Here is a 26,487-nt window from a genome sequence, read left to right as displayed (position 1 = left end):
GCCTCCTTATTCAATCACAGGGGAAAGAATTTCGAATTTATCCACGTCGATTAACCCCATGTCTGTAATTTTCCATTCTGGACTTGTCACAAGTGACCAGAAGGAAAGATGCATAAATGGAACGTGAATTCCACATCCCAGTTCATCTTTTGCAAGCTTGGTCAGATTAGCAATTCGCTCACTTACTTCTCTGCCGCTAAGTTCATCTGTAATTAATCCACCTACTCGAAGTGGCAGATCGCCAACCACTTTTCCGTCTTTAATCATGGCAATACCGCCATCCATTGCGATGACGCGATTAACCGCTGTTACCATGTCCTCATAATTAGTGCCAGTCACGATTATGTTGTGTGTATCATGTGCCACACTTTCCGCAATGGCTCCACTTTGAAGCGTAAAGCCATGTAAAAATGCCTTTCCAATGTTTCCCGTTCTGCCATGTCTTTCAATCACAATAAGTGGCAGAACGTCCTGCTTTAAACAGGGCTTGACAATATCGTCCGACACATTCAGGCTGAATTCTTTTGCACCGGTAAGATTTTGGTCCGGTATCGCAACTACGGCCCGTACTCTTGCGCGACTCCCTTTTGCTTTTATATAAAGGTCCTCCGCTTTTACAGGCGCTCGCTTCACTGACTTCTTAACACTGTCCGGATACGTGTAAGATGCTAGATTAATAGTCAGTTCTCCTTTTTGAGCAGCCAGCTTTCCGCTGAGATAAACTTGGTCTATCATCATATTATTCAAATCATCAATAACAGCAATGTTCGCTCGTTTTCCTGGTGCCAAAATACCAACATCGTTAAACCCAAAATGTGTCGCAGGGTTGATCGTCGCCATCTGAATTGCCTCTACAGGATCGACGCCTTCAGCAATTGTTCGTCTAATCAAATCGTTCATATGACCATCTTTCAACAAATCTTCCGGTACCATGTCATCCGATACAAGCATCGCTCGACGTGAATCCAGGCCGTCTTCTGTAATAGCACGGATACATTCTGCCATATTCCGCTGGGAGGAACCTTCCCGCATAAATACACTAACACCATACCTTAATTTCTCGACCATACCTTCTTTTGTAGTTGTTTCGTGACAGGAAATTTGAGTTCCACCGCTGATAATGTGAGCGGCTAATTCTTTACCAAATAGACCTGGAGCATTACCTTCAACTGTTTTACCTATACTTTTTGCGTACGTAACCGCTGCAACCAGATCATCAATTAATTCCGGTGCATTATCATAGACCGGTTGGATATTACTGAAGCTCTGAATTTCACCAATACCTTGGACATATGTATCGTTCAATAGTTCAGCCATATGGGTGGAATTAACTTCAAAACCAGCTGTTTCAAGTCCAGGAGCATCAGGAACAGCACAAGGAACAGTAAAATAAACCTGGTTCGGAAGCAGCTTTGCCTCTTTAATCATTTCCTGCATACCATGAACACCGAGCACATTTCCTATCTCATGCGGATCGCCGACTATGGTTGTGGTGCCAGTTGGAATAGATAACCTGGAAAATTCTGTACATGTCAGCATGGCACTTTCAAAGTGCATATGCGAGTCGATGAAGCCTGGAGAAACAAATTTCCCTTTTACATTTTCAACCTTCGTCCTGCTGCCTATTAACCCACTTGCGTCCCCAACCATTAGAATATATTCACCTTTAATTGCAACATCGGCCAAATAGATTTCCCGTGTTACTGTGTTAATAATATAGCCATCTTTTAGTACAAGGTCGGCATAATGGTTAGCATCGAGCAGTACATCAATCAGTTTTCTCCACTGAATTGCTTGCTTTACGTTTTCAGCCTGCATAACCTCATTGTCACCCTTTCACATTCTCACATTCGTAACTGTCGATGATGCCTACAATTGCGGCATCTACCGGGGCATCCTTGTTTTTTACAGCACGCGAGGCCATACTTCCTTTAACAAAAAAAACTTTTTCGCCAATCCCCGCTCCGACAGTATCAACTGTAATAATTGGTATGGAATCAAGTGGGGCACCGTCTATTCCAATTGTTTGTGTGATAAGTAATTTTGTCCCGACTAATCTCTCGTCTTTTCTGGTTGCGGTAACTCTTCCAACTACAATGCCCATTTCCATATAAACTACCGCCTCATTTCTCATCGATTTTGATGTGATATTTTCTGGCAACATCACGAGCAAGAGGTGTAATGATGGTTCCTTTCACACATGTAAATGAATTCCGCCCAGTTGCGGCGTATTTTTTCATTTTATCTGCAGTTATAACCTTCGTTTTTTCTTTATTAAAAGCTGATATGTAATGAGTTGATACGTCATCAGCACGTTCAATTAAATCGATTCCAAACCCTCTGAGCAGCTGCAGTTTCTTTTTCATTTCCTGTTTTAAAAATGCTGTGCCTTGATTCATTTCGGACTCCTGCCAGATAGCGTGGTAAGGATCAGCTCCGGCCGAGAAAGCACTGACTTTTTTTCCGCTCATTAATGCCCATATTAATAAACGGATAGATTGACGCGTATCGTTAAAATTAATTAAATCTGATACGACAGAAAAAGGCAGAATAGGAATATAAACATAATCGATTTTTTCTTTTTTCAATTCCAGTTCTTCAAGCGAAATAAAGTCGTCAAGACCAACTGATTCTGCAAGACTTGTTACACTTGCATATGCTAGAATCTGTTCATCTGGGCAAATTATAATTCGCGCATCAGTAGTTTCCTGCAGTTTCTTTAAAACACTTAAACCCAAGTCCATCCCATTCATATGATAGAAAAGAAGAACAAGCACCGTTTTTCTGTGTGCTTTTTCTGTCCCCTCTCTGTTGCTGTTCATTAGTTCCCGCAAAGTAGTGTCAACCACCGAACTTTGCCGGTTATCCTGCACGCTTATTCTCCTTTAGAAAGAAGTGCACGCTCAATTTCACTGTGTGGACGTGGAATAACATGGACACTAACTAGTTCTCCGACCCGACTTGCAGCATCTGCACCAGCGTCGGTAGCTGCCTTTACTGCACCAACATCCCCTCGAACCATGACGGTTACAAGTCCAAAGCCAACCTTTTCATATCCGCAAATCTCTACATTTGCAGCTTTTACCATGGCATCTGCTGCTTCTATTGCACCAACAAGTCCCTTTGTCTCGATTAATCCTAAAGCTTCTCCCATAATTACAACCTCCTCGTATTATCTGCGCTTATAATTCCTTTTCATTTTCGTTTTTTTTAGTTTTCTTCGCAGCGGGCTGTTTCATATCAGAAGTGTTATCCTCCTTGGTGTCTGCAGCCTTACCCTTTTCCTTCTTCGTTTTTTTTACTGGTACCTTTTTATTAGGTTGTGACTCTGGTTTTAATAAAAATTTGCTTACAAGCTTCGTGTGAACATCCGAATGCAGGCGAGGAATTACTTCTGTTGAAATAACTTCACCGATCGATTCAGCTTGTTCTCTGCCAGCGTCTACCGCTGCACTAACAGCAGCAACATCTCCTGTCAGATGAATCGTAACGCCAACAAATCCCTTCACTCCAATAACTTTTTCCATGCCAACAATTTCAACGTTCGCTGCTTTCACGGCTGCATCGGCAGCAAAAACTGCTGTCGTATACCCTACGGTTTCTATGAGCCCAAGTGCTATCAAATCCACTCACCATCCTCTCTCCGAATTAACTCAACACGTCAGCACTTACTAAACGCGCTGCTTCTTTTTTTAATTCGGTAACCAACTTGGAGATTACATGATAATTGCCCTCGAGCAATATATATTTATCAGAAATTTCGTATGTGAAATCACCGTCTTCAAAGTTTTTCAAAAGCGAATCCATCAAAACGATGCCGGAGTAATAAGATACACCTTCAAGAAAAGCTATCGCCTCGGCTGACGGGGTGATTTGCAATTGTTTCGTCAGCCATGAACTTGGTGAAATCGCTGTATAAGCTTCACATTTTTTCAGCGACCGACGATTCAGCTTCTGATAAATATCGTTCATGATTTTTTCGAGCCGATCTATATTCTCGTCATATAATTCACATGTGAAAGGAGCGGTACCGTCCTTATTCCAGCTTATGTGAAATTTAACATCCTGATTATTGCGGATTATCTCGTTGATTAACAAAATATGACTTGGCAGGCATTCGGGCATCTTTACAACACCCACAGCAACACTGTTGAGTGCACGCTGAAAGCTACCCATCAGATTTTCAGGCAGTTGTGGGTAAAACCAGACACAGCCATCGTTCTTCGTCGTACCAATAATTCTAGACATTGGTTTCTGAAGGGACCTTCCGCTTGAGACTGTATTGTTTCTTTTTGGAACGTTCCCCTGTACAAGTGATCTGGATTGTAAGTTTGATAGTGACGCTTCATTAAACTGTTTTGGGAGTATCGAAACACTGCTGTTACGTTCAATCGGTTTAGTAGATTTTGAAGGAATATCATCATAGGAAAGTCTTTGGTTTTTCTTAATACGCTGGTGATTTGGTCGTTTAATGTTTTTGAGCGGTGCGTCTGGCAAGTCCTGTGCGGGATGATATTCACGAATATCCTGCCTCGACTTTTCCGGTTTACTACTCTGTAAAATTTCCTGTACTACCTGTTTCATCAGATCCGGCAATCCTTCCACCTCCCTTTAAAGGATTTTTTTAAGTTCTTCGTGTGGACGCGGAATGACACAATATGAAATGAGTTCTCCTCCCGTACGTTCAGGGGCAAGTCTGCCTACTTCAATTGCATAACTGACATCGGATACGTCGCCTTCAATAATTACTGTTATTAAGCCTGATCCAACCCGCTTCATATCGACCAGTCGGATATTAGCTGCTTTAGCCATTGAATCCAGCGCCTCTATTGCTGGGGTCAGACCCCTTGTTTCGACTAATCCTATTGCGCTCATCTTGTTTAACTCCCATCTTGATATAGCTTACAGATAATCATTCAAGTTGATCGTTTGAAAGGGGACAGATGTTCTTTTGAATTGCTCTTTTGCAGATAATGGGTAGGTAGCGTCGATTCCCATCTTGGCAGTGACACCTCTTAAGTTGTGGGATGATTCGAGCGGAGACCCTTTTGCGCCAGGTATAATAAATACATCCTGATCTGCCTGGCATCTTGTTGCAATTGCCCATTCAACATCTTCAGCATTAAAAATGTCCACATCATCATCCACAACAACGACGTGCTTTAAATCCTTGTCGCTTGCAAATGCTGCCATTGCTGCTTGTTTGGCATCTCCTTCAGATCTTTTCTCAATTTGAATAACTGCGTGCAATCGTGCTGCAGCAGCCATTGTTATATGGACCGCCTTCACGCTTTCAACAACCTGCCGGACAGTACTGAACAGGGTTACTTCACGGACAAGGCACATCGGCAGCTTTTCTTCAGAGCTTGCAGGAAAAATAGTTTGCGAGATTGGGTTGTCCCTATAGGTAATTGCTGACATTTCCACGATTGGTTGCAGCATATTACCACCGTAATAGCCCCCCAGCTCACCAAAAGAACCTTCCTGATCCCTTTCATGCGGCAGAATTTTTCCCTCCATTACAAATTCTGCTTCTGCCAATACTTCGATATCGACAGTCTTGCAGCGAACAACATCGAGAGATTGTCCAAGCAGTGCCCCTGCTATATTAAATTTATCTGCATGGTGTAAGTGTGTACTGACCTGCGATGCAAGTACGATTGCAGGCACAACACCTAGCATAATCGCTACTTCCATTGGTTCGCCTTTTTCTTCAAAATACGCATATTGACGGCTAAGCTCAGGAGACGTTATAACAATATTTGTTCTGTTCTCCCCGATGAATTTCATTCTACGGATCGATGTATATCTTTTTTTCCCTTCCAGGTCCTTTACGACTAGAACCCCTGATACAAAGTAAGGTCCACAATCCTCTGCATGAAAGGTTGGAATTGGAAAAAAATCATCCAGATCAAAGGGTCCTGTTACCACATTTTCGTGAACTGGCCCTGTAGGCAGCGTTTTGGTTGGGATCGGATTGACAATTGCATCAATTATTTTCGGAATTAGATCTGTTTCATCAATACCGATACTGTCAGCCATTAGCTTACGGCTTCCACCTAATCCAGCAGCCATCGGCACGCTATAGCCTTTCACATTATCGAATAAAAATGGCTGTTCACCTTTCCTAGATCTTACAACTGCACCCAGTTCATACGCAGCATTCACTTGTTTTTTAACCCGATAAAGAATTCCGCGTCTTTCCCAATCAGAAAGCAATTCCCGCATCGTAAGGGGGTTCAATTTTTCTCACCCCATCTTTCGGTTAATTCATTTTCAATTCCGAGCTCATCGAGTATTCGTGCAACTATAAAGTTCACAAGTTCCCATATTTCTGTCGGTCGATTATAAAAGGCAGGACTTGCAGGTAAAATAGAAACCCCTGCTTCAGCTAATGTAGTCATATTCTTTAAATGAATTACATGAAATGGCGCTTCCCTAGGAACAATGACAAAATTGCGTCTCTCCTTCATAACAACACTTGCGGCCCGACTCAAAAGCGTATCTCCTACGCCATTAGCAATCGCACCCAATGTATTCATTGAACAAGGTACAATTACCATCCCATCGGTTTTAAATGAACCACTTGCAACCGAAGCAAACAGGTTTTGATTGTCATGAATTATTGCATACTCTTTTAAATCTTTTAGTTTCAGACCACATTCAAATTGCATAACCTTTACTCCCATTTCGGTAGCAATTAAATGTGTTTCTATCCCCAGTTGGTGAAGAGCGCGGATCAATGTATATCCATACAGCGACCCGCTTGCTCCCGTTATCCCAACAATAATTCTCATCCTTTGACCCCTATATGGTTAAACAGTCTGCTGATTGTGGGAGAATTTTTTCTTAGCAGCTTTTTTATAGGCATCTGTTGTCATGATTTCACCGAATAGGTCCATGTCCCGCAGACCTGATCGATGCATGTCATCATCCTGTGATGCAGTTGCATCTGACAAAGCGATGACGTTATAGCCATGATAGAGCGCGTCCGACGCGGTACTCCTTACACATACATTTGTCCAGACACCTGTGAGAACAACCGTATCAATTTTCTCTTCACGCAGGAATAAATCGAAATCCGTATAACTAAAAGCACTATGCCGCCGTTTTTGTACAACATAATCTCCTTTTTCCTCATCCGGCTCAAGTTCCGGAATAAACTGCGAACCCCATGTACCTTTGATAGCATGTACCGGCCGCACTTTAAAGTCTGCATCGTTTTCCCTGTGTGCTTCCTGAACATGAATTACCTGGATTCCTTGTTTATGACAAAAATCGATAGCGCCTTTTATTTCCGGCACAATGTTTTCACCACTAACACAGCGAAGCGTCGCCTTTTCACCAATAAAGTCATTAAGCATATCGATGACTACAAGTGCGTGCTTTTTCCCCTTTAACTCTGTCATGCCACATTCATCCTTTCTTAATTTCCGCTTAACGCCTTTTCAATTGTTTTATAAGCTTCCGCTTCTTTCGCACCTTCTTCATACGTTTCAAATTTAATTCCACGATCTAATCGCTGAATGCTTTGACGCTGAACAAATTGACCATAGCCTGCTTCACCAAGAATTCCACCGTTATCTTCGTCATAAATCACTTTTCCGCGAACAATAGTCTGAATTGGCTTCCCTTTCATTTTCAGACCGTGAAGCGGATTATACTTTGCCATTGACTCGGTCTTTTCTTCATCAATCACATATTCACGTTCAAGATCAATAACAGTGAAGTCAGCATCACTTCCAAGCTCAAGCGATCCCTTTTTAGGATAAATCCCATAATGGATGGCCGCATTTCTGCTTGTTACCTCAACAAATCGGGTAAGTGACAAACGCCCTTTATTCAATCCTTCACTAACAAGAACAGGAACCATTGTTTCAACGCCAGGGATGCCAGGAAAACTGTTCCAGATATCAGAATCAGGTGCATCCTTCTCCGTTTCAATTTCATAAGGCGCATGATCGGTCCCAATAAAATCAACCGTCCCATCACCAAGCGCTTGCCAGAATACAGCATTATCTTCTTTTCCTCTAAGCGGTGGTGCAATCTTTGCATAAGTCCCCCGATCCGTCATCGAATCCTGCGCATTAAGCATGAGATAATGCGGGCAGGTTTCTGCAGTCACTTTCACACCGCGTCTTTTTGCAGCTCTAACGAGTTCGACTCCTTCTTTCGTACTCATGTGAACAACATGCACTCGTGCATCCGTCGCTTCTGCAAAACTGATAATCAATTGAATTGCTGTTTTCTCTGCAAGTGCCATTCTAGCTTCAGCCCATGCCGGACCGTCCATCCGTCCTTCTTTCTTCAGCTTTTCGGTATAAAACGTACAAATATCATAGTTCTCTGCATGAACACCGATTGGTAAGCCTGTTTTCGCAATATGGCTGAAGATTTCAAGCATTTCCCCATCCGTAACCTTTGGAAATGTTGGAACAGACGGTGTCATATAGACTTTGAAGGCAACGACCCCTTCGTCAATTTGCGGATAAATATTATTCAGTAATCCTTCACGAACATCTTCGCCAGTCATTCCACCCCAGAAGCAGAAGTCGACATATGCCTGGCCTTTAAGCGGCGCTAATTTCTTATGAAGACTCTCTCCATCCCGGACAGAAGGTTTGCTGCAGCATGGCATATCAATGTGAGTTGTAATTCCGCCAGCAGCTGCTGACCTGCTTCCTGTCGCAAACGTTTCCCTATGTGTAAATCCAGGATCCATAAAGTGAGTATGCGGATCGATACAACCTGGTACCACCAGATTTCCTTTGATATCAATTACTTCATCAGCAGATAAACCATCAATCGAATTCGAAAACCCGATAATTTGCCCTTTATCCACCATAATATTTGTTTTCACTTTACGATCCCCTTGTGGGATAACTGCATTCTTTACGATTAAATCCATAATTAATACGCTCCTTTATATATAATAATTAACGGTGATGTATATAACTCTATGATTATCTTGTTTTATGTCATCTAAGTAAGCCAAGGGTTGTTTTTCCTATCTATCTAGCTGCCATAGTGCTATGAAATATGGACTCACCTCCTAAAATTCAAATTCCTATATCAAAAACCGCAGATTAAGAAACTCCTGAATTTTACACACAGGAAATATCTTAAATCTGCGGCTTAACTAAACCTCCGTAAAACAAAGATCTTATGTAACCGCTTCACAAATAAGCCAGAACAAAGACGAATATTCGCTCAGGTTCCGGAAAGCTATAGAAGTTCTATATTTTTTTCAGCAAATATGATCACGCAACAGGCATGCTCTGTCTCTGGATCATAATCTTTTAATACCGAAGTCACCTTATGACCAGTCGCTTCTTCAATTTCTTTTTTTAGTCTGGATTTGAATTCAGCAATTAACGCAGCGTCGGCATAGGCAGTTAATTCCTTAAAGTTTTCACTCAAGACCTTAAAAGCCGGAATTCGTTTATGCTGTGCAAAAATAATCAGCCTATCACAAAATACATTAATTCGTTGGCTTATCACTCCTGTAGCATAAAATTCCTGGTTGACCTTGTTATAAGCTTGTGCAACGCTTTTTTTTAGTGTTCTGGTTTCAGTTGAGGCAGTATTCACATTCCTGAACCCCCTATTAGCTATATTTTAATCAACTGGCTGCCTACTTGTCAATGTATTTTTAGAATATTTTAAATTGACAAAATATGAGGCGTTTCCGTCTTTTTTGCAAAGAACATGTCGAGAAATGTACGTATTATTATTTCTGATTTGGCGAGAATTTAACCAGATTGTGTTAAAATACTACTTACACGAAATAACCGATTGGAGCGTTTTAAATGGCAACAACCGCTAACCAAAACCAAAATAAAAAAAATAGCATTTGGGGATGGCTTGCAGTAATAGGGGTCTTCCTATTCACCAAAGCAAAATGGCTGTTAGTACTTTTAAAGGTAGGAAAATTTGCTACATTAGCAACAATGTTTATATCACTTTGGGCTTATGCAGTGTTTTATGGCTGGAAATTCGCATTTGCAATCGTTTATCTGATCTTCATACATGAAATGGGGCATCTTGTCGCAGCCAAAATTAAAAATATCCCAACCAGTCCAGCAATTTTCATCCCATTTTTAGGTGCTGCAATAGGTATTGATCCCAAAAAAATTGATCATGCCAAAACTGAATTCTTTGTTGCCTACGGTGGTCCATTAGCAGGGCTAATATCTATCGTACCAGCTTTCATTCTTTATCTTGCGACCAGTGACCCTTATTGGGTACTTGTGATTCAGCTGGGAGCGCTTATTAATTTATTTAATCTTTTTCCAGTATCCCCACTTGACGGTGGCCGTATTGTTAGCGTCTTGTCGCCAAACATATGGCTGGTAGGATTGGTAATTCTACTACCGATAATCTTTATTTCTCCAGATCCGATTCTTATACTGATCTTTATTTTTGGTTTAGTTACCTGGTGGAAACAATTTGAAAAGAATACCGATTTAGAAGTCAAGAAGCATGAAGAGAATGTTTTATCGGAAATAAACAAAGACTTTCAGTTTTTCCTGCAGAATGTTTCAAATGAACTAGTAGAGGATGATCAGGAAGCAATTGATCGAAATGAAAACCAATTTAATTCTTTAGCAGACAGAGTAAGAGAACGTAAAACTGCTGTCTCTCGGTACCTTCAAAATAATTCTGGATTTCATTTTCCGATTTTCCAGGCAAAAAAACGTACGGAGATTAAAAAGAAGAAAGCGGAGGATCAACTGTTAAGAAGTATTTTAGACGAAATGAATAACGAAAGCCGATCGTTGCAGACAATAATAATTAACATACAACATAAGATTGATAACACGCTGGCAGCTTCGCGAAAAGAAATAAACCGAATTAAAACGTACTATCAAACCTCCGTACGCACTAAAGTTATTTCCTTAACTCTTTATTTAACTTTAGCTGTAATACTTGCGGCAATTCTTGTTTACGCTATAAATATTTTAGATGCAAATCCATTAGGTAACATGTAGACTGTACAAAAAAAGAGCGTTAACCCAGCAACTATCCGGGTTAACGCTCTTTTTGCTAAAACATTTGATATCCGCTTTTTCTTAACATCTTGATAACTATTCCTGAAATAATTGTTCCTATAAATCCGGAGCTCAAAATCATAATATCCACTGGAGTAATTTCCATAAGCCTGGCGAATGCTGTAGAAATTGCCCCTGTAAAATCTGTGAAATAAGATCCTGTTGATATATCATCGACAATTATTAACACAATAAATGGATATATGCATGCCATTAACCATGTTCGGCGTATTAGCATATTAAGTATAAATGCCAGTCCGAAAAATATTATTAAATATAAAAGTATCGACATTATTAATTGAATCAAAGATGTATCCTCCCCTGCACTATCTTTCTCACATATTACATTTTATAGGAAAGTATAGGAAAAGCAAAGGCAACAATATAGCCTTTGCTCCATTTTCTTTAATAAAATATATTAAACTTACCTTTTTTAAATAATAATCCAGGTCCACCTAACTTAAGCAGGTAACGATTATCAATTACTTTTTTCATAACAGTTGCTTTCCAGCCGAATATTTTTCGGTTATCCAGAATCACACCGATTGCATCATCATGACCAAGGGAAGCTACTGTTCCAAGAATTTTTGGTTCGAAACTCTCCACTTCTCCACTGCCTGTTGCAATTGCTTTGACATTATGTGCAACCGCACCAGCCATTTGAATTGCAATCTGAGCTGTCGGAGGAAACGGACGACCAGTTTCTTCATTCATAATTAACGCACAGTCACCGACAACAAATACATTATCGTAATCTGGAGCACGCATGTCAGAACGCACTTCGATCTTTCCCCGATTCGTTTCAAACCCGGATGCTTCAACGATTGAGTTGGCACGAACACCAGCAGCCCATACAGTTGTCATCGTAGGAATTTCTTCCAGTTTTCCGTCTTTCTCGAAAACAATGCTATCAGGCTTACATTCTTTTAACAATGCACCTGTTTTGAATTCAACACCACGAGCTTCAAGAGAGTTCATAGCATACTCTACCAAATCCGGGTCAAATCCTGGCAGTACCGTAGGAGCACCCTCAACATTAATCAGACGAACTTTATTTTTGTCAATATCATATTCTTTGCACAACTCAGGAATACGATTTGCTAGTTCACCAACGAATTCAATACCTGTGAATCCACCACCACCAACAACGATATTCAACCGAGCATCATTTGATTCTTTTTCATTATTATACATCGCGAAGTTGTATTCAATATGTTCACGTATAAGGCGAGCACTATTAATACTAGTAATCTTAAATGCATGCTCATCAAGTCCTGGAATTCCAAATGTTGCAGCTTCAAAACCTAGAGCAATTACTAAGTAATCGTACGTTAGTTCACCTGTTTTCAGTTTAACCTTCTTTTCTTCAGGTTTTATACTAACCACAGTATCTTTGACAAAGTTAACTTTACTCATATTAACAACCTCTTTAATGCCGATACGAGTACGATCCTGATGCAACGTTCCTGCAGCATTCTCGTGTAACCATGTTGTCTGATAATGATAGTTATGCTTATTAACCAGCGTAATCTCGGCCTCATTAATCCCGAGCGACTTCTGTAAATTCACGGTAGTCATCATCCCGCCATACCCTGCACCTAAAATGACAATACTAGGCTTCTTCATCTCTAATCACTTCCATCTATATAATTTCAATTCATATTCATCGTTTTATTGATATGTGACACTTTTCACGTACTAGTATTTTAGAAAAAGCTTAAGCGACTCGTCACACCGAACTAGCTTAAGTTCTGGTGGATTTACACTGCAGCCAGACATAAAAAAAGAGCCTTATTATATATAATTTTGTCACACAAATGTAATATAACAGCTAAAATTAATGGTAGCCTTTTTCACACATAGTTTCAACCCTTATTTTTATGTTATAAAATTTAATGTTTTCGTAATATTAACGTTTTAGAGATAAGATGTGAGTCAATGCACGCAAAAGTTAGTGCTTTGTGATATTATAGGCATGATGAAAAAAATGAATCAGTTAAAAAAACGGGGGAATTTACCATGTCAGATAAACTTTACGACGTGACTATAATTGGGGCAGGACCAGTTGGATTATTCACCGCATTTTATGGTGGAATGAGACAAGCAAGTGTAAAAATTATAGAAAGCTTACCACATACTGGCGGGCAGCTCACTGCATTATATCCGGAAAAATATATATACGATATCGCAGGTTTTCCTAAAGTCCGCGCGCAGGAACTTGTAGACAATTTAGAAGAACAAGCAAATTTGTTTGACCCTACGATCGTATTAGAGCAAGCAATTGAACAAGTAGAAAGATTAGAAGACAACACTTTTAAAATAACGTCTGATAAAGAAATACATTATTCAAAAACAATTATTATCACAGCAGGTAATGGCGCTTTTCAACCACGCAGATTAAATGTTGGTGATTCCGAAAAATTTGAGGGCATTAATCTCCACTACCATGTAAAAGAAATGAATCACTATAAAGATCAGGATGTCGTTCTCTTGGGCGGCGGAGATTCAGCTGTTGACTGGGCATTAATGCTTGAGCCTATTGCAAATAGTGTAACATTAGTTCATCGTCGCGATAAATTCAGAGCACATGAGCACAGTGTTGAGAAATTAATGGACTCAACGGTCAATGTAGTAACTCCTTTCGCTCCAAAAGAAATAGTCGGTACAGATCGCATTGAACAATTGGTTCTTGAAGAAGTAAAAGGTGAAAAGGAAATTGTACTCGATGTCGATTCCTTATTATGTAATTACGGATTCGTGTCCTCATTAGGTCCTATAAAAGACTGGGGATTAGAAATCGATAAAAACAGCATCGTGGTCAATTCCAAAATGGAAACTAATATCCCTGGCATATACGCAGCAGGAGATATTTGCACATATGTAGGTAAAGTTAAGCTAATTGCTACCGGATTCGGCGAAGGCCCAACAGCCATCAATAATGCCAAGTCATACATCGATCCAAAAGCAAGACTGCAGCCAAAGCACTCTACCAGCATGTTTTAACACTAATTTACGCCAGAACGACTCTCAAGGTGAGAGTCGTTCTGGCTTTTTTTGTAGCTAGGTTGTGAGCAGGCTGTGTGGACTGTATTTCGTCCGATGTGGCTTGCATTTCTCGTTGGCTGGCTCGTTTTTCATCTGAATCGGCTTGTATCCAGTGGCTCGGACGGTATTTTGCTCGGGTTGGACTGTATTCCGCCCGATGTGGCTTGTATTTCTCGGTGGCTGGCTCGTTTTTCATCTGAATCGGCTTGTATCCCGTGGCTCGGACGGTATTTTGCTCACGGTGGACTGAATTCCGCCCGATGTGGCTCATATTTCGCGCGAATCGGACTGTCCCCCGCCCACAGATCAATTAAGAAGAACCCATTTCAGCCAGAAGATCTCTTATTCACAACTCTATTAAATTATTTTTTCATGAATAAGCAGGAAATCTAGATAGTGCTGTGGAATTGTATAAAAACTAATTGAAAGAGGTGACTTTATTGATAGCAAAAGAACGAGAAGTACCACTTATTATCCCAAAGTTGGAAGCTTTACTCAGAAGAATCCCACTAAATCATCCACAACGAATTAGAGTAGAAGAGGATCTTAGAAAGTATAACTCGGGCTACCGTGGTGAGCAGTCTATTGATTACCATTTAAACTTTTTAGAGAATGACGACTATATCATTTTCCACGGTCTTCGATTACCTTGGAAAAATGATTTTCACTTCCAAATAGACACGCTGCTATTAGCCACAAATTGCATTTTTCTCCTAGAGGTCAAAAATATTGCAGGTACGATATTCTTTGATACCTCTTCCCAACAGATGATCCGCTCCCTCGAAGAAAAAGAAGAATCGTATCCTTGCCCAATTCTGCAAAGCAATCGCCATGTTATACAATTAAACGAATGGCTTCGGCATCATCGCTTTACGAATATCCCAATAATCCCGTACATTATCTTTACAAATTCTTCTTCAATTCTCAAAACCTCACCCAGTAACCAGGATGTGTTTGATAAAATTTTCACATCTGCGAGTTTCCCTCCAGAAATTAACACTGCCCGTAAAAAATACTCATCTAAGCTACTCAATAAGCCCAAAATTGATCGATTAACAAACTTATTTCTTACAGAACACCGAGAATACGAGCCTGACATTTTAAAAAAATTCAAAGTTGCACCCTCTGAACTCCTAAGTGGTATGGGTTGTCCCGCATGTAATAAATTATCGATTAACCGTAAAAACGGAAAGTGGAGATGCCAGTTGTGTGAGGGATCTTTCCCGGTTAGCTTTTTTCAAACTCTGATGGACTTTAGATTATTAATCTCCTCTACAATTTCGAATAAGCAGTTTAGACAATTCACCAATCTTACATCTCCGTCCGTTGCAACGAAACAACTTCTTAAAATGAATTTCCAATATACAGGATCATATAAAAACAGAAAATATCAGCTCTCACTGCAACAGATTCGCGACCTTTTATAGTTTTGAACTACATTAACCTGTATTCGGCGTTTAATTATTGCTATCCCGCTTGTATTTCATCCCAACCAGACTGTTTTTCCTCTACCAGCCGCTTTTTCTCGCTATCCCGCCTGTATTTCACTCTGACTGGATTGTATTTCTCGCAATCCCGCTTGTATTCCACTCTAATCAGCCTGTATTTCCTCTACCGGACCGATTTTCCTGCTATTCCGATTGTATTTCTCACGAATCGGACTGTATTCCCCGCAATCCCGATCGTATTCCGCCCGAACCAGACTGCATCCCCACAACCAGCCGGTCTCACACCAAACAAAAAAAGCCAGAACGCCATTAACAGCGTTCCAGCTTCTCTAAACTAAACTTCTTAACATTTATCAGGTGTACCTTCGCGTTCTTTTGCTTTGAAAGATGATCCACAGCCACAACTTACGATAGCATTTGGATTTTCGATACTGAATCCGCCGCCCATCATGTTCTGTTTGAAATCAATTTTTGTTCCTTCTATAATCGGAATGTCCTGTTTGAAAATCACTACAGGCAGCCCATTTATTTCATCTACCATATCTAGTTCTTCATTAACTTCCTGTTCGAATCCGAGTGAGTAGGATAAGCCGCTACAGCCGCCACCTTTTATGCCAAAACGTAAGCGGACATTTTCTGATTCGTCTTTCATCATTACTTTGATTTGATCCACTGCATCTTCTGTAAATGTAACAACCATGTTTTGCCCCTCCTTTAAACTCAATTATACTAACTGTTCCTGTACTATTCAATAGAAGCAGCTTTTTTTATTGCAATGGCACTTCCAATTCATCCAGTGCTTGATAGACCGTTTTTAAGCGCGGGATCCCTTCACCGACCATTTCCTCGTTTACAAATACAATCGGATAAAATAAATCTTCATCCGCTATTCGTTCAATAAATGCAATATGTTTATCCTCTGTTTGCGGCTTGTTGATGTCTATATAAGTATAATAAATTCCACCACTTTTATACTTTCGCCCGATTGCAGCCTGAAGCCATTCAAATGTATCTCTGGACCCGGGAGCTCCCACACAACTTGCACATATTTGTTCTGCCCCGTAAACGGTAATTACTGCTTTCTTATCCCCCATGACGAAACCTCCATACTTTTAGTTACTTATATTTTACAAAATCTTTCATTAAAGATAAAATATAATCATCTACTTTTATGAAAAGATGTGTTTTAGCGATAGATTTTTTACAGCATTCATCTTATAATGGTATAGAAAGGAGAAGATGGATAATGCAAGAACAGGTGCAAGAAGTCTTAAATAAATTACGCCCATTTTTACTTCGTGATGGCGGAGATGTGGAGTTAATTGATGTAGATGAGAATGGCATTGTGCTTCTTCGTCTCATGGGTGCATGCGGGAACTGTCCTAGTTCTACCATCACTTTAAAAGCTGGAATTGAACGCGCGTTAATCGCAGAAGTTCCGGGAGTTACTGAAATCGAACAAGTATTTTAATACCACATAGATTAAAGGCAAACATTTTTAAAAATGTTTGCCTTTTTATTCAGAGCCAATCCACCACTGGTAAATCCCATTCTCGATGATCCACTTCTACTGTCTCATAGAACGTCCTCATAAACTTTTCGTACCTTACTTGTTTTTGCAGCAAATCGTTCAAACTAGATAGTAACGAATCATAAGATGTTGAAGCGAATCCTTTTTCAATTAAGTCAAAAAAATGAACTGGATAAAGAAGTCTCGCATACAGTAAACGCCAGCTGAATACCGACAGAGATCGGCTCTCCTGATACTCCTGCAAAAATGTACCCGCATTCTTAATCCCGTCATCCTCTTGATATAAAATACAATATCGAATATGCTCAGCAATGTCCCGAACAGGATGATCGAAAATAAAATTCCCATGCCATATGACATCTCGGTTGCATTGGTTTGTATACCGCTTATTTGTAATCGTTCCCTGGTCGGTTTCGTGGAAACGGTAATCATATTCTGTTTCCTGTAAATATTGGATTGCATTTTCACATATTCCGATAATATATGGAAACATATCAGACAGTTTTCGATGATACGGCGAACGATACAGGGAATCCTCTTGTTCGACCTTCTGCTCAAATGCTGTCAGCTTATTAATCCATAGCTGTTTCCACTGCCCATAACTTGAAAAATCAACAGGCTCAAATGGATAGGCCGTTCCGATCTCATGAAAATCTGCCAGTGACTGCCCATGTGACCTGCTTAGTTCCCTGTCTTTATGGTGCATTTTTACAACTGTATATTCTTCTCCCATAAATAAAGTGGACCATTCTCCATTTACATTTTCAATTGGAACTGCCATACTATTAACACCTTTTTCAAAAAGATGATAACACAATGCCAGCTGCTCTGGATGAATGACTTCCCTGTTATCGCTTGGAATGATAAAATAAATGTAGTCCTTACTAATGTGTCCCTCCGCTCCGTCCAGGAAACAAGTACCTTCCGATCGGATACCATAATAAGTAGCAAGTAAACTTTCCACATTTCTACCCCCTTACAGATATACAATAAGTGTATGTTGAGCAATTGGATAAAAATACGTCAGAATAGGTGATTTAAATGGAAAAGAAAACAAATCAAAGTCAATTAGAATTAAAAGCACGTGAATGGTTAACAGAGCGCGGTGTAACTTTAGAAGATATCGCGGAATTAGTTTACTATCTCCAATCGAAATATCACGAAGATTTAAGTATGGATGAGTGTCGCCACAACGTGGACCGCGTATTAACCAAGCGAGAGGTTCAAAATGCGATACTAACAGGTATTCAGTTAGATAAGCTTGCAGAACAAAAGATGCTTGATTTTCCACTGCAGCAAACCATTGAAACAGATGAAAGTTTATATGGCGTAGACGAAATTATTGCACTGTCTATCGTGAATGTTTACGGGTCAATCGGCTTTACTAATTACGGATATATCGATAAACAGAAGCCTGGAATACTTGAGCGATTAAATGATAAATCAACTGGTGAATGTCATACGTTTCTTGATGACATCGTCGGCGCAATTGCAGCGGCAGCCTCAAGCAGACTGGCACACGGCGTACGAGATGCAGTTGTATTAGATGACTAAATGAAAAAGCTTTCTAATCGATTTCACTCGATTAGAAAGCTTTTATTTTATCCATTCATTCAAATTCTGTACGTGGTACGTTGGTTGATCAGGCAATTTTACAAGTTCCTCAAATGGCGTAATCCCTGTGAAAACCATTAAAGTATCCACCCCTGCCTGAATTCCAGCCATGATATCTGTATGATAATTATCCCCTACCATAAGCGTTTCCTTATTTGACAATCCAAGCGCATGCAATGCTTGCTCCATTATAATTGGCTCAGGTTTTCCAATAAAGGTTGGCTCCACACCGGTGCTCACCGTTATGACGGAAGTAAGTGCCCCGTTTCCTGGTAACAGACCGCGTTCTGTTGGAATAGCTACATCACTATTTGTCGATAAGAATCTCGCTCCATTACGAACAAACAAACACGCCTTGGCAAGCTTTTCATACGTGATTTCATGATCGATTCCCACAACTACGAAATCAGGATCCTCATCTGTAATGGTAAGTCCCTTTTTCTCAAGTGCATCACGCAGCCCGGTTTCACCAATAACAAAAACACGTCCACTACTGTTTAGATCAGCAATATAACTTGCTGACGCCATGCTTGATGTGAAAATATGATCCGATGTAGCACGTATATCCATTTCGACTAACTTTTTAGCGATGTCCTCTTGCGTTTTTGATGAATTGTTTGTTAAAAATAAATGCGGTATTTCTTTTTCATATAAAAAATCCACAAATTCTTTAGCAGCATGAATGCGCTCGTTTCCTTTATACATCGTACCGTCCAGATCAACTAAATACCCTTTATAATTCTTCATACTTTAAAACCTCTCTTTACTGCCCGGAAAAAGCGTTGGCGACACCAAGTTCGTTATCCAAATACGTACGAATCCGCTTACTGAACAAATTTAATGTCGCTTTGTTCTCAGCCATCGTAGTTCGTATTTGTTCATGATCTATCGTCAGGTATTCCTTCACAAGCATCGTACGTAATTTAATCACTGATTTATATCTTTCCGACTCATCTGAAGGAAGTACTCGTTCGTCCACTAAAATATCGATAATATCCTCATAGCTTCCCGGGTCTCTCATAATAAACCCATCTATCATCATATTTCCAACATCCAGAACAGATTCAATTATCATCTGTGTAATCCGTTCCAGCGATAATTTATCTCTAAATGTCTCAAACGATTGTTTACCCAATTCCTGCAGCAAACCTTCCATATATGTAAGTGTTTCTTCAATTTTACTGCGGTCAATAAAATACATCCATCATACCTCCCATAAAATAGGTAACTCAAATATACCACATAATAAATGAACGACTAAATAAAACGTGATATAGTATGAGAAACTTACAATTTTATTGGAGGTAAACGTATGAATGACAAATATAAGATTTTATTAGACGAAACAGCAGAACAGGAAGTACGATACATAAGTTTCATGGGTAACTTTCATCGATATGATTTTGCCATTTTCAATGCTCGAGAAGATAATAAAAAGATCGTCATCGACTTAAGAAAGAATCGGTTTGCCATGTTAACGAAAAACGACCTCACGGAAGAAGGCGTAATCGAACATGAATTTCATGTTACGGAAATTGAAGCAGATGAACTAAGAGAGTTTCTAAAAGGTGCTCTATACTATTAATTCGAGCTAGGATTAAATTGATACCTGTACCTTCCGAATTCCTCATTCCCAAGGTACGGGTCTACTTCAATTTTTTCCCCTGGCTGCAGAGTAACATCATATACTTCATCTTCCAGTTTATTTCCTTCCTCATTATAAATAGCCACTCTTACTTTTCCGGTAAACTCAGCCGACTCATGGAAATTCTTTGCATAAACCTTCGAGGTGAAGTCGTCTTCATCATCGTAAAAACCGCCAACAAACACCACAAGTTCTTCGTTAATCTTTCCCATGTTTTGCTCGTGCGAAGAAGTTAATCCTTCGTCAACATAGTTGTTGCGTTCCTCTGTCTCCTGCATTTCAAATCCAATGAATACTGTAAAAACTACATATATAATAAGAAAAGTCAAAATGGTTGATTTTATTACCGTTTTTCTTGGATATTTCCCGATAATCATAGCGAATAAAGCAACTGCAGTGAAAAAAAGTGTAATTAAGTGCCATTTTGAAATAAACATTTCTAAATTTAGATCCATTGTTCCACAACTCTCTTTAATTTGTTATAATAATTTTATCAATAATTTCAAAAAAATTCCAATTAATTAGTTAAATTAAGGAGGAAATATGGATAAATCAAATGAAACAATTCATGAATATACAGAAAAAAAGATGGATCCTTATTGGTGGATAATGGCTTTCTTAGTTCTTAGTGTTGGTTTTCTTTTGAGTATTGCACTAATCGTTGTGCCACCTATTCTATATTTCGCTTATAGGTCAGAGTGGTTATTCTGGTTGTTTATTCTAATTCCAGCTGGAGTCTGGATGGGAAAGAAACTTTACATTACTATAAAAAAAATCATATGGAATAATAATCATTTGTCTACCTTCACTCTCCATAAGGAGACTATTTCCACCAACGAATGGAATAAATACTTTCAAACAGAACCAGAAAAACGGACGGTATCTCTCTCATCCATTCTGTCAGTAGTTGCTTCCTTCTATATCGTAAGGCAAGTAAGTTCGCTGCGAAGTCAGGGAGGGACCGGGAAAACGAAAACAGAAATCGCTCCAATCATTTATGTCCTTTACAAAGATGACAAAGAAAGCAACATCATTACCATTCCGTTTCCTGTTAAAGGACAAGAGATGGATGCTTGGCTCGGATACTTCCAGGATATAAATCTACCATTAAAATACACAGACAAAGTTCTTTACCGAAAAGATATGGAATACCTTAACCAAAAAGTTCGTTTATCTTTTTTGGAGTCCTCTGATAATCTGATTGATTTCTCCTTTAACGGCAGCTGGCAGGAACAGTCTCCAGTCCTTATGAATGATTGGCAGGAAGAAATGCAATATAAGGAAGCATCTAATAGTAATTAGTTTCTATACGTCTATGTTAGGTTAATAGATGATAGACTCATGCAATCGAGACGTAGAGCTCCTTTTCAACGGGGGCTCGTTTTTTTCATTTATGCTTACTTAGTAGCATTTTTTCACCACACGCTACATTTTGAATGCAATGCAAAAGTGTTCATTAATTCAAATCCAATTAAACACATGTATTTCTATTCTCTTTTACATACGAGGATTTCAGATCCTAGGAATAATTTCTTGTGCTCCATCATCTTCTTCAAGTGGTTTGTCTTCAGCAATTTCTTCACCGATTTTGAATTATCCTTAATCATATTCTTTAATTAGGGTTTTCTTCGCTATTTAAATCATAATCTGGATTTTCTACGCGAACCCACAAACCCTGAAAACCAACAATTATAATAATTCCAAAAGATACTAAGCAGGTTGCTAAAATTACTGTTGCATCATCATATCCTTTAAACACTTGTAAGGATCTTGCAAAACCATAAGATCCTGCTCCGGTTAAACCAACGAGGGAAAATCCTATAATATACTTTTCCAAATAGAGTTTTTCTAGATCTTGCAGAAAATACTCCTTCGATAATAATGTATCTATATTGATAGGAAAGGTAAAATCAGATTACATATAAACAAATTAATAAAATTGAAAGCCAAGTTGCTTCTCCTAGTACTTTCCAAAAAGGAATTATACAAAAAATGCCGACTAGATTGTAAGTAATAACTCCAGTAAGTGCATGCCAACTGTAATCACGATGTTTTTGTTTGAAATAGCCAAGCAATACTCTTAAAACTAGTAAAGAAATAATTACTGCCAAAATTTTAGCATAAAGAGGAGACCAGAAAGGGATTGCACAAGCTATCAACCCCATCAAACATGGTGTGAATGGAGAAAAGTATACATTACGGCCTGCTTTTTCTGCTGCATTTTCTTTATATTTTTTATCCACTTCATAAATCACCCTTTATATTCTTCATTACGTTACCATGAAAATAAACCCTCAATAACATTACCCATTTTTTCTAGACCTGATTTCACAGTATTAACGGCCTTGTCAAGACCAACCTTAACTACATCCTTTGTCCTATTTCGAATGTTTCGTCTCATCTGAGTAGACATTAGTATGCCAACTCCCAATCCTACCGCAGTACCAGAAATTGTTCCAAAAAACGATAGTTAAACACATAAGGTGTACAAACGTAATGAGTCCTTAATAGAATTCATTTTCTATTCCCTTTACTTACGGGGATTCAAGTTTTTCTTCAGTGTTTCTTTTACTTCATCTTTTTGTTCAAGTGGCTCATCCACTGCAAATTCTTTTTCCATTCTTATTATTTCATTTACTTCTAGACTATTTTTGTTCAACATATTGTTATGAAAACCTTTTAAGCGTTTGTAATAATAAAACACTTTTACACTTGCCCATTTTTTGCCTGATAGATAGTTTAATAGTTTGTCTCGATCTTTTTCCGAATCAATTTGAATTATACTCTGTCGATGAGCAGCTCTTACCATTTCAACTACTAATTGTCTCATTTTAATTTGGTCATCTTCTGTAGCAATTTCGCGCTCATTCATAACTGGCTGTAATGTCATGAAAATAATTGCGATGAAGACCAGTATTTTTTTAATAAACCTACCAATGTCCATCACCCCGTTTTACAATTTTCTTATACAAATCCCTCTCTTATGTTAGTTCTGTGTTTGTGTATTGTATTTTTCGTTGATGGACTTTTTAAGGTCGTTAATCTTATCTGTACTGATTTTCTTAAGTTCTCCTTCAATCTCTTTTCCAAAACCTTTAATAATATCTCTCATTTTATTTGCTCTAGATTGGAAATTTTGTTGTTGTTTAAAGTTAATTATTCCCGCTTCTTCTGCTACATACATTAGATTATATAAAGTGTTTTGCTGAGAATCGGTAGTGAAACTCCACTCATTCGTAATACCTAATATGTCGAAATAACTATCCGTATCTGCAAAATCTGCTTCCTGCAAAGCATCTTCTTTCCACTCTTTCCATGCCTGCAATACCTCTTCTGCGCGGTCAAATTCCTCTTGCAATCCAGCAGAATCATTTACGGTAGAGTAGACTCCGTCTGATACATCGGCCATTTCTTGTAATTGTTTTTGTGCCGTCGCATCAGCTTGATAACCGATAATATTAATAATTGGTTGCGCATTTGATTTGGAAAGTGATTTTGCAATCTTTACAGGTTCACCATCACAGGTGCCAATCCCATCACTAACTAAATAGATTAAATTGGTATTATTCTTAGCATCAAACTTCTTTAATGCTTCTTTTGATTGTTTTAATGCACCGGCAATTGGAGTCCACCCACTTGGTTTAAATTGATTTAATGCCTTTTGAAACTTTTGCTCATCATACGGAGCAAAACCGTAAACCTGTTCAATAGCACTGCAGGACATCTTTTTATCAGTATCAGAGCCAGTACCCTTATGACCATATACGCGTAGCGATACATTCGCCTTTTCTGGAACATTTTTCAGGAAATTATTTATTGTTTCCTTTGCTAATTCCATACGTGTTTTTCCATCAATGACGTTTGCCATACTACCACTTGAGTCCAATATAATTTCAATATTGTAATTTTCTTTAAAGTAATATTTTGAATCCGGTAATTTTGGATTACCAAATGATCCAAACTCCCACTTTTTTATTATGTTTTGCGGATCTGGATAATCTTCAGAGACTAATGAATAAAAGTAATTAAATAACTGATCAAGTTCTTTCTGAGTTGCATTCTCACTTAAAGGTGGTAATTCTTTAAATTCTTCTTTCAATTTTGCAGTTACATCTTCAGCTAAAATCTCTTTACCTGCAAATTCTCCCGGCAATTGGTTTACAAAACCTGTCGCATCAGAAGGTATAGGTGGAGCATTTTGAATTATAGTAGTTTTTTCTTTGTGGACAGCTCGACCTGTTTCTTCCGTATTAACTTCTTTTTTTTGCTCACTGTCTTTTTCACCTACTTGTTCTGGGCTAGAATTATTATCATCTGTTATTTTAGAATCTTCATTATTACATGCTGATAGTAAGGCTAAAGTAATAAGTAAAAGTGTATGTAACATAATATGCTTTTTAATCATTTACATATCTCCTTGTCAATTGAATACTTCCATCTCCCGTTTTCAAATCAAATACTGTTATCGGAACATGAAATCACATAAATAATCTTTACTATTCTAAGGTTTTCATCTCAAAAGTTAGTCTTTCGCTCTCTCTTTCTTCATCTGATCTATTAAATCACTAGCTTTTTTCTTTTCCTCCTCAATTCTTTTCTCTAAAACTTCTTCTCTACTTTCGTTCAATTGGTCAATTTTCTCCTGCCGTTCATCAATTAAGGTTCTTAGTTCATCCGCGACTTCTTCTGTCACCTTTTCCGTTTGCATCAAGCCTTCTAAACCAGTTAATAGCAAACTCTTTTCTTGATCGATAATGTCACGGAAATCAGAAGCAATCGCATCTAACTCATCATTCATGTGAATGGCGTCCCAGGTTAAATCTACACCTTCCATGGCACTCCACATATTTAGTTCAGCTGCATCAAGAGCATCGCTAATTTGGTCTCCATCTATTTCCACCAAATCTTTACCGGAATCCACATTAGTAAATGTTCCTCCACCCGCTTCGGCAACCTTTTTTAATTGCGCCTGGGCTTCGTTACCAACACTAAAACCAATGATATTGACTTCCGTTGCAATTCCAGATTCGTGCAATTCTTTTGCTGCTTTTACCGGATCTCCACCGCATGTTTCCTCGCCATCACTGATAATGTAGACAACATTTTTCACACTGTCACCGGAGTTTCCTTGTAAATCTTTCTGCGCCGCTTTAATCGATGCCGCAAGTGGAGTCCAGCCTGCAGGTTTGAATTTTGACAATGATTTATTAAATGCTTTCTCGTCATATGTACTTAATGGATAAACAACCTCCGTACTACTACAGGACACCTTTTTGTCCTCGTCTGTCCCAGTACCTTTATGCCCATAAACACGAAGCAAAATTTTGGATTCTACTGGCAACTCAGAAACAAAATTTTTCAAGGAATCTTTAGCGGACTTCATTTTAACTTCACCATTAACGGCAGCGCCCATACTGCCACTCGCATCTAGTAATAAAGCAACATGAAGTTCTTTTTCTTCTTTGGGGTCTTCCTGTTCATCTTCACTTGTCGGAGCACCATCTACTAGAAAAGAAGGTTTAAAATTTTCGTATTCTTTCAGAACTGGTGAGTAGTCAGCAGCCATCAAATGAATAAGATGGTTATACGCCTCATCTGCAGTAAGTTCTTTTGGTAGTGCTTTAATTGATTCTTTTAATTTTTCGGCATTCATATCCTCCGCCGTAAAAAGCTCTCCCGGACCTTCCTTCACCATTGCTTCAGGTTCAGATGCCGCTTCAGGTGCTGTGACTTCGTTCTTTTCATTCTCCTCAGAACTTATGTTTTCATCTGGTTGATCTTTTTTGTCTGCGTTTGATTCATCACTGGAGCAAGCGGTTAAGATTACTATCAATACAATTTAATTATCGTATTCTATCTATTCTTTCTGATAATTCTATTTAAAAAATTATGCTTCTATAGAGAAGCATAATTTTCAGAAGAAGAGCTTTAATTCCGTGATTCCCCTTCTTTTTGCCGGATTGATTGGAGATGATTTTTGCGCATGATTGGAAGACCAAATCCCACAATTACGGCAGTATATGGAAGTCCACCATCTCCCGCTAGCCATTCAAACACTGTTACTGGAACATATATCGCATAAATAAAGATCATTAGTATTAGGTAAAACCTTCTCCACTTTTTCTCGGAATTTGACATCTTACATTCCTCCTT

34 protein-coding genes are annotated in these 26,487 nt (G+C 38.9%); 7 read left to right on the top strand and 27 right to left on the bottom strand.

Annotated features, from left to right (window positions below):
- Positions 1-6: 6 nt before the first annotated feature.
- From VBD025_RS08765 to VBD025_RS08710, 12 genes are all read right to left on the bottom strand, one after another.
- Positions 7-1,818 (bottom strand): adenine deaminase, encoded by a 1,812-nt coding sequence (locus VBD025_RS08765; protein WP_430784557.1) that lies wholly within the window; start codon positions 1,816-1,818, stop codon positions 7-9.
- Positions 1,819-1,828: 10 nt separating this feature from the next.
- On the bottom strand, positions 1,829-2,134 hold the full coding sequence (locus VBD025_RS08760) for a EutN/CcmL family microcompartment protein (RefSeq protein ID WP_430784555.1): 306 nt from the start codon (positions 2,132-2,134) through the stop codon (positions 1,829-1,831).
- Positions 2,124-2,873: a hypothetical protein gene (locus VBD025_RS08755; protein WP_430784553.1), complete on the bottom strand. Its 750-nt coding sequence runs from the start codon at positions 2,871-2,873 to the stop codon at positions 2,124-2,126. The genes VBD025_RS08760 and VBD025_RS08755 overlap by 11 nt, the downstream gene beginning before the upstream one ends.
- Before the next feature lie 2 nt (positions 2,874-2,875).
- Positions 2,876-3,154: a BMC domain-containing protein gene (locus tag VBD025_RS08750; RefSeq protein WP_422501854.1), complete on the bottom strand. Its 279-nt coding sequence runs from the start codon at positions 3,152-3,154 to the stop codon at positions 2,876-2,878.
- Between the two features lie 28 nt (positions 3,155-3,182).
- Positions 3,183-3,629 carry a BMC domain-containing protein gene (locus VBD025_RS08745; RefSeq protein WP_430784550.1) on the bottom strand — a complete coding sequence of 149 codons (447 nt, stop codon included), beginning with the start codon at positions 3,627-3,629 and terminating at the stop codon, positions 3,183-3,185.
- A 19-nt stretch (positions 3,630-3,648) separates the two neighbouring features.
- Positions 3,649-4,596: a hypothetical protein gene (locus VBD025_RS08740; protein ID WP_430784548.1), complete on the bottom strand. Its 948-nt coding sequence runs from the start codon at positions 4,594-4,596 to the stop codon at positions 3,649-3,651.
- Positions 4,597-4,611: 15 nt separating this feature from the next.
- Positions 4,612-4,875, bottom strand: a complete 264-nt coding sequence (locus VBD025_RS08735) for a BMC domain-containing protein (RefSeq protein WP_430784546.1) — start codon at positions 4,873-4,875, stop codon at positions 4,612-4,614.
- A gap of 27 nt (positions 4,876-4,902) precedes the next feature.
- Positions 4,903-6,228, bottom strand: coding sequence for a UbiD family decarboxylase (locus VBD025_RS08730; RefSeq protein WP_430784544.1), 1,326 nt, complete (start codon positions 6,226-6,228; stop codon positions 4,903-4,905).
- Between the two features lie 11 nt (positions 6,229-6,239).
- Positions 6,240-6,797, bottom strand: coding sequence for a UbiX family flavin prenyltransferase (locus VBD025_RS08725; RefSeq protein ID WP_430784542.1), 558 nt, complete (start codon positions 6,795-6,797; stop codon positions 6,240-6,242).
- 18 nt (positions 6,798-6,815) lie between these two features.
- Positions 6,816-7,409: a cysteine hydrolase family protein gene (locus VBD025_RS08720; RefSeq protein ID WP_430784540.1), complete on the bottom strand. Its 594-nt coding sequence runs from the start codon at positions 7,407-7,409 to the stop codon at positions 6,816-6,818.
- Between the two features lie 17 nt (positions 7,410-7,426).
- A complete protein-coding gene (gene allB / locus VBD025_RS08715; protein ID WP_430784538.1) occupies positions 7,427-8,908 on the bottom strand; it encodes an allantoinase AllB in 1,482 nt (493 codons plus the stop codon).
- Between the two features lie 317 nt (positions 8,909-9,225).
- Complete coding sequence (locus tag VBD025_RS08710; protein WP_430784536.1) at positions 9,226-9,591, bottom strand: Na-translocating system protein MpsC family protein; 366 nt, start codon at positions 9,589-9,591, stop codon at positions 9,226-9,228.
- Between the two features lie 218 nt (positions 9,592-9,809).
- Here VBD025_RS08710 and VBD025_RS08705 point away from each other — a divergent pair, with 218 nt between their 5' ends.
- Positions 9,810-10,991: a site-2 protease family protein gene (locus VBD025_RS08705; protein ID WP_430784534.1), complete on the top strand. Its 1,182-nt coding sequence runs from the start codon at positions 9,810-9,812 to the stop codon at positions 10,989-10,991.
- A gap of 55 nt (positions 10,992-11,046) precedes the next feature.
- Here the strand turns inward: VBD025_RS08705 and VBD025_RS08700 are convergent, their stop codons facing one another.
- Positions 11,047-11,358 (bottom strand): YuiB family protein, encoded by a 312-nt coding sequence (locus VBD025_RS08700; protein ID WP_430784532.1) that lies wholly within the window; start codon positions 11,356-11,358, stop codon positions 11,047-11,049.
- A gap of 98 nt (positions 11,359-11,456) precedes the next feature.
- The gene (locus VBD025_RS08695) at positions 11,457-12,677 is read right to left on the bottom strand and encodes an NAD(P)/FAD-dependent oxidoreductase (protein WP_430784530.1); all 1,221 of its coding nucleotides are present in this window, start codon (positions 12,675-12,677) and stop codon (positions 11,457-11,459) included.
- Between the two features lie 393 nt (positions 12,678-13,070).
- Here VBD025_RS08695 and VBD025_RS08690 point away from each other — a divergent pair, with 393 nt between their 5' ends.
- Together VBD025_RS08690 and VBD025_RS08685 are read left to right on the top strand one after the other, a co-directional pair.
- Positions 13,071-14,054, top strand: a complete 984-nt coding sequence (locus VBD025_RS08690; protein WP_430784528.1) for an NAD(P)/FAD-dependent oxidoreductase — start codon at positions 13,071-13,073, stop codon at positions 14,052-14,054.
- 482 nt (positions 14,055-14,536) lie between these two features.
- A complete protein-coding gene (locus VBD025_RS08685) occupies positions 14,537-15,523 on the top strand; it encodes a nuclease-related domain-containing protein (RefSeq protein WP_430784526.1) in 987 nt (328 codons plus the stop codon).
- A gap of 364 nt (positions 15,524-15,887) precedes the next feature.
- On the opposite strand, the gene VBD025_RS08680 is transcribed toward VBD025_RS08685, so the two are convergent.
- Positions 15,888-16,244 carry a HesB/IscA family protein gene (locus tag VBD025_RS08680; RefSeq protein ID WP_430784524.1) on the bottom strand — a complete coding sequence of 119 codons (357 nt, stop codon included), beginning with the start codon at positions 16,242-16,244 and terminating at the stop codon, positions 15,888-15,890.
- Positions 16,245-16,311: 67 nt separating this feature from the next.
- Positions 16,312-16,638: a YuzD family protein gene (locus VBD025_RS08675; protein WP_430784522.1), complete on the bottom strand. Its 327-nt coding sequence runs from the start codon at positions 16,636-16,638 to the stop codon at positions 16,312-16,314.
- A 152-nt stretch (positions 16,639-16,790) separates the two neighbouring features.
- On the opposite strand from VBD025_RS08675, the gene VBD025_RS08670 reads away from it, so the two are divergent.
- Positions 16,791-17,015 carry a NifU family protein gene (locus tag VBD025_RS08670; RefSeq protein ID WP_430784520.1) on the top strand — a complete coding sequence of 75 codons (225 nt, stop codon included), beginning with the start codon at positions 16,791-16,793 and terminating at the stop codon, positions 17,013-17,015.
- A 49-nt stretch (positions 17,016-17,064) separates the two neighbouring features.
- On the opposite strand, the gene VBD025_RS08665 is transcribed toward VBD025_RS08670, so the two are convergent.
- Positions 17,065-18,039 carry a hypothetical protein gene (locus VBD025_RS08665; protein WP_430784518.1) on the bottom strand — a complete coding sequence of 325 codons (975 nt, stop codon included), beginning with the start codon at positions 18,037-18,039 and terminating at the stop codon, positions 17,065-17,067.
- Positions 18,040-18,116: 77 nt separating this feature from the next.
- On the opposite strand from VBD025_RS08665, the gene VBD025_RS08660 reads away from it, so the two are divergent.
- Positions 18,117-18,629, top strand: a complete 513-nt coding sequence (locus VBD025_RS08660; protein WP_430784516.1) for a phosphatidylglycerophosphatase A family protein — start codon at positions 18,117-18,119, stop codon at positions 18,627-18,629.
- Between the two features lie 42 nt (positions 18,630-18,671).
- Here the strand turns inward: VBD025_RS08660 and VBD025_RS08655 are convergent, their stop codons facing one another.
- Both VBD025_RS08655 and VBD025_RS08650 read right to left on the bottom strand, forming a co-directional pair.
- Positions 18,672-19,436 carry a TIGR01457 family HAD-type hydrolase gene (locus VBD025_RS08655; RefSeq protein ID WP_430784514.1) on the bottom strand — a complete coding sequence of 255 codons (765 nt, stop codon included), beginning with the start codon at positions 19,434-19,436 and terminating at the stop codon, positions 18,672-18,674.
- A 16-nt stretch (positions 19,437-19,452) separates the two neighbouring features.
- Complete coding sequence (locus tag VBD025_RS08650; RefSeq protein ID WP_430784512.1) at positions 19,453-19,890, bottom strand: DUF86 domain-containing protein; 438 nt, start codon at positions 19,888-19,890, stop codon at positions 19,453-19,455.
- A gap of 111 nt (positions 19,891-20,001) precedes the next feature.
- Here VBD025_RS08650 and VBD025_RS08645 point away from each other — a divergent pair, with 111 nt between their 5' ends.
- The gene (locus tag VBD025_RS08645) at positions 20,002-20,274 is read left to right on the top strand and encodes an SAV0927 family protein (protein WP_430784510.1); all 273 of its coding nucleotides are present in this window, start codon (positions 20,002-20,004) and stop codon (positions 20,272-20,274) included.
- Here VBD025_RS08645 and VBD025_RS08640 read toward each other — a convergent pair.
- Positions 20,271-20,789 (bottom strand): hypothetical protein, encoded by a 519-nt coding sequence (locus VBD025_RS08640; protein ID WP_430784508.1) that lies wholly within the window; start codon positions 20,787-20,789, stop codon positions 20,271-20,273. The genes VBD025_RS08645 and VBD025_RS08640 overlap by 4 nt on opposite strands.
- A gap of 88 nt (positions 20,790-20,877) precedes the next feature.
- Here VBD025_RS08640 and VBD025_RS08635 point away from each other — a divergent pair, with 88 nt between their 5' ends.
- Positions 20,878-21,636 carry a hypothetical protein gene (locus tag VBD025_RS08635; protein ID WP_430784506.1) on the top strand — a complete coding sequence of 253 codons (759 nt, stop codon included), beginning with the start codon at positions 20,878-20,880 and terminating at the stop codon, positions 21,634-21,636.
- A 310-nt stretch (positions 21,637-21,946) separates the two neighbouring features.
- Here the strand turns inward: VBD025_RS08635 and VBD025_RS08630 are convergent, their stop codons facing one another.
- The 7 genes from VBD025_RS08630 to VBD025_RS08600 all read right to left on the bottom strand — a co-directional run bounded on the left by VBD025_RS08630 (position 21,947) and on the right by VBD025_RS08600 (position 26,472).
- Positions 21,947-22,171 carry a hypothetical protein gene (locus VBD025_RS08630; protein WP_430784504.1) on the bottom strand — a complete coding sequence of 75 codons (225 nt, stop codon included), beginning with the start codon at positions 22,169-22,171 and terminating at the stop codon, positions 21,947-21,949.
- Positions 22,172-22,244: 73 nt separating this feature from the next.
- The gene (locus VBD025_RS08625; protein ID WP_430784502.1) at positions 22,245-22,577 is read right to left on the bottom strand and encodes a hypothetical protein; all 333 of its coding nucleotides are present in this window, start codon (positions 22,575-22,577) and stop codon (positions 22,245-22,247) included.
- 32 nt (positions 22,578-22,609) lie between these two features.
- Complete coding sequence (locus VBD025_RS08620; RefSeq protein ID WP_430784500.1) at positions 22,610-22,747, bottom strand: hypothetical protein; 138 nt, start codon at positions 22,745-22,747, stop codon at positions 22,610-22,612.
- Positions 22,748-22,864: 117 nt separating this feature from the next.
- Positions 22,865-23,224 carry a hypothetical protein gene (locus VBD025_RS08615; RefSeq protein WP_430784498.1) on the bottom strand — a complete coding sequence of 120 codons (360 nt, stop codon included), beginning with the start codon at positions 23,222-23,224 and terminating at the stop codon, positions 22,865-22,867.
- Positions 23,225-23,320: 96 nt separating this feature from the next.
- Positions 23,321-24,739: a vWA domain-containing protein gene (locus VBD025_RS08610; RefSeq protein ID WP_430784496.1), complete on the bottom strand. Its 1,419-nt coding sequence runs from the start codon at positions 24,737-24,739 to the stop codon at positions 23,321-23,323.
- A 117-nt stretch (positions 24,740-24,856) separates the two neighbouring features.
- On the bottom strand, positions 24,857-26,167 hold the full coding sequence (locus VBD025_RS08605; protein WP_430784494.1) for a vWA domain-containing protein: 1,311 nt from the start codon (positions 26,165-26,167) through the stop codon (positions 24,857-24,859).
- Between the two features lie 95 nt (positions 26,168-26,262).
- Entirely contained in the window at positions 26,263-26,472 is a 210-nt protein-coding gene (locus VBD025_RS08600; RefSeq protein WP_430784492.1) for a hypothetical protein, read from the bottom strand.
- Positions 26,473-26,487: the final 15 nt, after the last annotated feature.

Source organism: Virgibacillus flavescens (genome assembly GCF_050574275.1).
Taxonomy (GTDB): Bacteria; Bacillota; Bacilli; order Bacillales; family Amphibacillaceae; genus Virgibacillus_F; species Virgibacillus_F flavescens.
Note: the sequence above shows the minus strand (reverse complement) of the source record. Positions and strands in the feature narration are given on the sequence as shown.

Coding starts and splice junctions, on each gene's coding strand:
- VBD025_RS08735 (WP_430784546.1), bottom strand. CDS start 4,875: ATGAGCGCAATAGGATTAGTCGAAACAAGGGGTCTGACCCCAGCAATA.
- VBD025_RS08650 (WP_430784512.1), bottom strand. CDS start 19,890: ATGTATTTTATTGACCGCAGTAAAATTGAAGAAACACTTACATATATG.
- VBD025_RS08640 (WP_430784508.1), bottom strand. CDS start 20,789: ATGGATCTAAATTTAGAAATGTTTATTTCAAAATGGCACTTAATTACA.
- VBD025_RS08615 (WP_430784498.1), bottom strand. CDS start 23,224: ATGACATTACAGCCAGTTATGAATGAGCGCGAAATTGCTACAGAAGAT.
- VBD025_RS08670 (WP_430784520.1), top strand. CDS start 16,791: ATGCAAGAACAGGTGCAAGAAGTCTTAAATAAATTACGCCCATTTTTA.
- VBD025_RS08610 (WP_430784496.1), bottom strand. CDS start 24,739: ATGATTAAAAAGCATATTATGTTACATACACTTTTACTTATTACTTTA.
- VBD025_RS08655 (WP_430784514.1), bottom strand. CDS start 19,436: ATGAAGAATTATAAAGGGTATTTAGTTGATCTGGACGGTACGATGTAT.
- VBD025_RS08765 (WP_430784557.1), bottom strand. CDS start 1,818: ATGCAGGCTGAAAACGTAAAGCAAGCAATTCAGTGGAGAAAACTGATT.
- VBD025_RS08750 (WP_422501854.1), bottom strand. CDS start 3,154: ATGGGAGAAGCTTTAGGATTAATCGAGACAAAGGGACTTGTTGGTGCA.
- VBD025_RS08705 (WP_430784534.1), top strand. CDS start 9,810: ATGGCAACAACCGCTAACCAAAACCAAAATAAAAAAAATAGCATTTGG.
- allB (WP_430784538.1), bottom strand. CDS start 8,908: ATGGATTTAATCGTAAAGAATGCAGTTATCCCACAAGGGGATCGTAAA.
- VBD025_RS08720 (WP_430784540.1), bottom strand. CDS start 7,409: ATGACAGAGTTAAAGGGGAAAAAGCACGCACTTGTAGTCATCGATATG.
- VBD025_RS08675 (WP_430784522.1), bottom strand. CDS start 16,638: ATGGGGGATAAGAAAGCAGTAATTACCGTTTACGGGGCAGAACAAATA.
- VBD025_RS08635 (WP_430784506.1), top strand. CDS start 20,878: ATGGATAAATCAAATGAAACAATTCATGAATATACAGAAAAAAAGATG.
- VBD025_RS08695 (WP_430784530.1), bottom strand. CDS start 12,677: ATGAAGAAGCCTAGTATTGTCATTTTAGGTGCAGGGTATGGCGGGATG.
- VBD025_RS08645 (WP_430784510.1), top strand. CDS start 20,002: ATGAATGACAAATATAAGATTTTATTAGACGAAACAGCAGAACAGGAA.
- VBD025_RS08660 (WP_430784516.1), top strand. CDS start 18,117: ATGGAAAAGAAAACAAATCAAAGTCAATTAGAATTAAAAGCACGTGAA.
- VBD025_RS08730 (WP_430784544.1), bottom strand. CDS start 6,228: ATGCGGGAATTGCTTTCTGATTGGGAAAGACGCGGAATTCTTTATCGG.
- VBD025_RS08725 (WP_430784542.1), bottom strand. CDS start 6,797: ATGAGAATTATTGTTGGGATAACGGGAGCAAGCGGGTCGCTGTATGGA.
- VBD025_RS08690 (WP_430784528.1), top strand. CDS start 13,071: ATGTCAGATAAACTTTACGACGTGACTATAATTGGGGCAGGACCAGTT.
- VBD025_RS08760 (WP_430784555.1), bottom strand. CDS start 2,134: ATGAGAAATGAGGCGGTAGTTTATATGGAAATGGGCATTGTAGTTGGA.
- VBD025_RS08620 (WP_430784500.1), bottom strand. CDS start 22,747: ATGTCTACTCAGATGAGACGAAACATTCGAAATAGGACAAAGGATGTA.
- VBD025_RS08680 (WP_430784524.1), bottom strand. CDS start 16,244: ATGGTTGTTACATTTACAGAAGATGCAGTGGATCAAATCAAAGTAATG.
- VBD025_RS08600 (WP_430784492.1), bottom strand. CDS start 26,472: ATGTCAAATTCCGAGAAAAAGTGGAGAAGGTTTTACCTAATACTAATG.